Annotated in this window: 3 protein-coding genes; 2 read left to right on the forward strand and 1 reads right to left on the reverse strand. The window is 58.9% G+C overall.

Going from position 1 to position 5432, the window contains the following annotated elements:
• Together WBF74_RS01105 and WBF74_RS01110 are read left to right on the forward strand one after the other, a co-directional pair.
• Positions 1 to 2315 (forward strand): efflux RND transporter permease subunit (locus tag WBF74_RS01105; protein ID WP_424433981.1); only part of this gene is annotated, 2315 nt, incomplete at its 5' end.
• A gap of 257 nt (positions 2316 to 2572) precedes the next feature.
• Complete coding sequence (locus WBF74_RS01110) at positions 2573 to 4081, forward strand: flavin-containing monooxygenase (RefSeq protein ID WP_424433983.1); 1509 nt, start codon at positions 2573 to 2575, stop codon at positions 4079 to 4081.
• A gap of 76 nt (positions 4082 to 4157) precedes the next feature.
• On the opposite strand, the gene WBF74_RS01115 is transcribed toward WBF74_RS01110, so the two are convergent.
• Positions 4158 to 5414 carry a cytochrome P450 gene (locus tag WBF74_RS01115; RefSeq protein ID WP_424433985.1) on the reverse strand — a complete coding sequence of 419 codons (1257 nt, stop codon included), beginning with the start codon at positions 5412 to 5414 and terminating at the stop codon, positions 4158 to 4160.
• Positions 5415 to 5432 lie beyond the last annotated feature (18 nt).

Here is a 5432-nt window from a genome sequence, read left to right on the forward strand (position 1 = left end):
TCCTTCTGCTGGCCTTCACGCTTGTGATGGGCTTTTTTGCTTCGCAGCTCCGCATGGATGCGGGCTTCACGAAGATGCTGCCGATTGGCCACCCCTATATCGAAACCTTCTTCGAGTATTCCGAGGGTTTCGGTGGCGGTAACCGCATTCTCGTTGTTCTCGAGAACAAGGAAGGCGACATTTTCGAGCGTGACTTCCTCTACAAGCTGAACGACATCACGCAGGACCTTTTCTACATCCCGGGCATCGCGCGCCACACCGTGACGTCGCTATGGACGCCGAACACGCGCTTCATTGCAGTGACGGAAGAAGGGCTTGAGGCGGGTGACGTTGTGCCTGCCAACTTTGCCGGTACGCCGGAGGATATCGATACGGTCCTTCAGAACACGCTGCGCGCCGACCTTGTTGGCCGTCTCGTTTCGACGGATTTCCGCGGCGCGATGATCCGCGCCGAGCTTCTGGACTTCAATCCGGAGACGCAGGAACGCCTCGACTATTTCGAAGTCGCAGAACGGCTCGAAACGGATCTGCGTGACAAATATGTGTCTGACACGACCGACGTGAAGATCGTCGGCTTTGCCAAGCTCACGGGTGACATTGCCGATGGCGCGTCCTCGGTGGTCAGCTTCTTTGCGGTCGCTTTTGTCCTGACCTGCTTTGCGATGTGGCTCTATTGCCGTTCGTGGATTCTCACCGCGGTCACGGTTGGCGCCTCGCTCTGCTCGCTCGTCTGGCAGTTCGGCCTGCTGCACATTCTCGGCTTCGGTCTTGACCCGCTGGGCGTGCTGGTGCCGTTCCTCGTATTCGCCATCGGCGTGAGCCATGGCGTGCAGCAGATCAACATGGTGGGCGCCGAAATGGCGGTCGGCCTCGACAAGATGGCTGCCGCGCGCGCGACCTTCACCTTCCTGTTCCGTCCGGGTTCGATTGCGCTGCTGACCACGCTGGCCGGTTTCGCGACGCTCTACATCATTCCGATCGGGATGATCCAGGAACTCGCGATCACGGCCTCGATCGGTCTCGGCTTCAAGATCATCTCGAACCTCGTCATGCTTCCGCTGCTCGTCTCCTATGTGGCGCCGGATGCGGAAAAGTATGGCGCGAGGGTTCGCAAGGCGATGGAAACCCGTGCGAAGCTCTGGCCGGCGCTCTCGACCTTTGCGAAGCCCGGTCTTGCTTTCCCGTTCGTGGGTGTCTGCTTCATCATCGCGGTGGTCGGCCTCTATGAGTCCCGCAACAAGCAGATTGGTGACGTGCATGCCGGTGCCGGCGAGCTCTGGCCGCAGGCGCGCTACAATCTGGACAGTAACTATGTTGCCGAGAAGTTCAGCCTTGGTCTGAACGTGCTGACGGTCATCGTCGAATCCGATGACGTGGTCTGCATCGACTACGGCAAGATGCACTATCTGGAAAAGTTCAGCTGGTACATGCGCAATGTGGACGGGGTTCAGTCGGCGATCAGCCTTCCGATCCTTGCCCGCAAGATCAACAGCATGTGGCAGGAAGGCAATCCGAAGTGGCAGAACCTGCCGCGCAACTCGGCTGCTCTCGCTCAGGCGACTTCCAGCATTGCAAGCTCCTCCGGTGTCGTGAACACCGACTGTACGACGGCGGCCATCGCCATCTTCATCACCGACACCAAGGCCGGCACGGTGAAGCATGTGGTTGCCGAACTCGAGAAGCACATTGCGGAAAATCCGTATCCGGGCCTGAACCTCCGCATCGGTACGGGTAACGTCCCCATCGTGGCGGCAACCAACGAGATCGTGCACAAGTCCGAGCTGCCGATGCTGCTCTATGTGTATGCGGTCATCATGCTGCTGGTGATCATCACCTATCGTGAGTGGCGCGGTGCACTTTGCTGCGTGCTTCCGCTCATTCTGGCGACGATCATCGGTGACTGGTTCCTCACCGCCTTTGGCGTGGGTCTCAAGATCTCGACCCTGCCGGTGCTTGCCATCGCTGTCGGTATTGGCGTGGACTACGGCATCTATGAGTACAACCGCATGCAGCGCTACATGCGCATGGGCAAGACGCCGCATCAGGCCTATCTCCAGGCTCTCCACGACGTCGGCTCGGCCACCATGTTTACCGGCATCACGCTTGCCGTTGGCGTGAGCACCTGGGCGTTCTCTGCGCTCAAGTTCCAGGCGGATATGGGCCTGCTCCTCACCTTCATGTTCGTCGTGAATATGCTTGGTGCGGTGACGCTCCTGCCGGCGCTGGTTGCGGTGTTCGAATATCTCTGGCCGCTGAAGCGCAAGCCGCTCTCCGAAGAGGAAGCCCGTGCAGTGATGGCGGGCCGGGTGCACTGATCCCGACCGGCTGAGACAATGAAAAGGGCGGCCCTCGGAAGAGGTGCCGCCCTTTCTCCTTTTTGGCGGGAATCCGCCGATTCCTGATCTTTTCCACAAAAACTTTGCCTCCCCTGCGTCAATTTGATGCGCGCGCGCGAAATTTAGGGTATTGACCCTAGATCAGCGCGCTCCAGAATAGTCATACTCGGAGTGTGGGTAATTTGGCGGCTCCCGAAGAAGCGCCACCCTCATAAAAAAGAAGAGAGAGGCAGGAAATGGCAGGAACAGAAACACTTGAGAGGCCGCAGGCCCGGGGTGCAGCGAAAGCAGAGCATTTCGACGTGCTGATCGTCGGGGCAGGGATCTCGGGCATTGGCTCGGCCTGGCATCTTCAGAAGCAGACGCCGGATCTGAGCTTTGTGATCCTCGAAGCAATGGAGAGCTTTGGCGGCACATGGCACATGCACCGCTATCCCGGCATCCGTTCGGACAGCGATCTCTACACTTTCGGCTATCGCTTCAAGCCGTGGACGGGCGCGCCCATCGCAACGGCGCAGGAAATCCTCACCTATATGAATGAGGTGATCGAGGAGAACGATCTCGGCCGCCATATCCGCTACAACCACCGGATCTCGTCGGCCACCTGGTCGAGCGACGAGAAGCGCTGGACCATTGTTGCGCGGCAGGGCGACACAGGCGAGGAGCGCGTCTTCACCTGCAACTTCCTCTGGATGTGTCAGGGCTATTACCGCCATTCCGAAGGCTATACGCCCGACTGGGAAGGCATGAGCGACTTCAAGGGCCAGATCATTCATCCGCAGACCTGGCCGGAAAATGTCGATCTCAAGGGCAAGAACGTCATCGTGATTGGCTCCGGGGCAACGGCGGCGACGGTCGTTCCCAACATCGCCAATGACTGCAAGCATGTGACGCTGCTGCAGCGTTCGCCGACCTATTTCATTCCGGGTCGCAATGCGAACGAGCTTGCCGACAGGCTCCGCCAGCTTCAGATCAATGAAGAGTGGATTCACGAGATCACCCGCCGCGAAATCCTCTTCAATCAGGCGGAGTTTGCCCGCCGCTCCTTCGAAGAGCCTGAAGCGGTACGCAAGGAACTGCTCGATGCTGTGCGCATGTTCCTGCCCGAAGACTATGTGGAAAAACACTTCACGCCGCGCTATCGCCCCTGGCAGCAGCGCGTCGCCTTTGTGCCGGATGGCGATATCTTCCAGGGTATTGCGTCAGGCAAGGCATCGGTCGAGACCGATGAGATCGAACGCTTCACGGAGAAGGGCATTCTGCTCAAATCCGGCAAGGAGCTTGAGGCCGACATCATCATCACGGCGACGGGCTTCAACCTGTCGGCGCTTGGCGATATCGACTTCACGATTGATGGCAAGCCGCTCGACTTCGCCGATACGATCACCTATCGCGGCATGATGTTCACGGGTGTGCCTAACCTCGTCTGGGTGTTCGGATATTTCCGCGCAAGCTGGACGCTGCGTGTGGACATTCTCGGTGACTTCGTCACCCGCCTTCTGAGGCATATGAAGGAGACGGGCGCTGAGAAAGTCACTGTCGCGCTTCGCCCGGAAGATCACAATATGGAGATCAAGCCGTGGCTCGACCCGGAGGACTTCAATCCGGGTTACATGATGCGCAGCATGCATCTCCTGCCCAAGCGCGGTGACAAGCCGGAATGGCAGCATACGCAGGATTACTGGACGGAGAAGGATGTGCTGCCGTTCATCGATCTCACCGGCGCAGAGTTCGTTTACGAGTAAGCATCTCGTTATCGACAAAGAAAAAGGTGGCTCGCGAGAGCCACCTTTTTTGTTTCGCCGTCAGACGGTAGAGTGATTACGCCGCCTTGCGCTTCATGGAGTAGCGCACGGGGAGGCGCTTCAGGCCCGACACAAAGCTTGCTTCCACCCATGCCGGATCGCCCGCGAGTTCGATGTGGTCGAGGCGCGACAGAAGCTCGCTGTAGAGCGCCTTGATTTCCATCTTTGCGAGATGCTGGCCGAGGCAGAGATGCGCGCCATAGCCAAAGGCGAGGTGCTTGTTCGGCGAGCGGTCAATGCGGAAGGAGAAGGGATCGTCAAAGACTTCCTCGTCCCGGTTCGCCGACCAGTAGCACATCAGCAGATTGTCGCCTGCTTTGATCTTCTGGCCGCGCAGTTCGTAATCGACGGCGGCGGTGCGGAAGAAGTGCTTCACCGGTGTCGTCCAGCGGATCATCTCGTCAATCGCGCTGTTGAGATATTTGTCCGGGTCGGAGCGCAGCTTTGCAAATTCGTCCGGGTTCTGCATGAGCGCGAGAAGGCCGCCTGCCGCCGTCGAGCTTGTCGTGTCGTGGCCGGCCGTTGCAACGATGATGTAATAGGACATCGCTTCCAGATGACCGATGGGCTGGCCATCAATGGTTGCGTTGGCAATCACGCTTGCCACATCGTCCCGCGGATTCTTGCGGCGGTCTTCGGTGAGCGCGTTGAAGTAGTTGAAGAAGTCCGTCACGGTGTTGACGTTGAAATCAGCATCCTCGCGGCGCATCTCCGGGTCCGTCGAACCGAAAAGCTCCTGTGTGAGCTTCAGCATGATCGGCTCATCTTCTTCGGGCACGCCGAGCACCGTCATGATGACACGGAGCGGATACCAGACGGCGACGTCCGACACGAAATCACACTCGCCGCCCAGGGATTCGAAGCGGTCGATATATTTTTTCGCAAGCGCGTCCACCCGCGCCGAGATGGCCTTCAGGTTCGGCGGCATGAACCAGGCCTGTGTCAGCCCGCGATAGTTGCGGTGGTCGGGGTTGTCCATATCAACCAGCGAGCGGATGAGTTTCGACTGCCCGCCCGTGAACTCCTTGACCTTCTCCTCGACCTCGATGGTCTGGAGAGTGAGGCGCGGGTCGTTCAGGAACTTGTCGTTCTGCCGCTCCACTTCCATGATGTCGGCATGCTTGGAGACGGTCCAGAACGGACGGTACTCATCCGGCTCCGTCCAGCGCACCGGCTCCTCCGCGCGCAGCTTTGTGAAGAGCGCGTGGAACGCGTCCACATCCGCATATGTTTTGGGATCGGCTATGGCGTTGTCGATCGATTTATCGGTCATTCTCTCCCTCCCGAAGGC

It is taken from the genome of Parvibaculum sp. (assembly GCF_049672805.1).
Lineage (GTDB): Bacteria > Pseudomonadota > Alphaproteobacteria > Parvibaculales > Parvibaculaceae > Parvibaculum.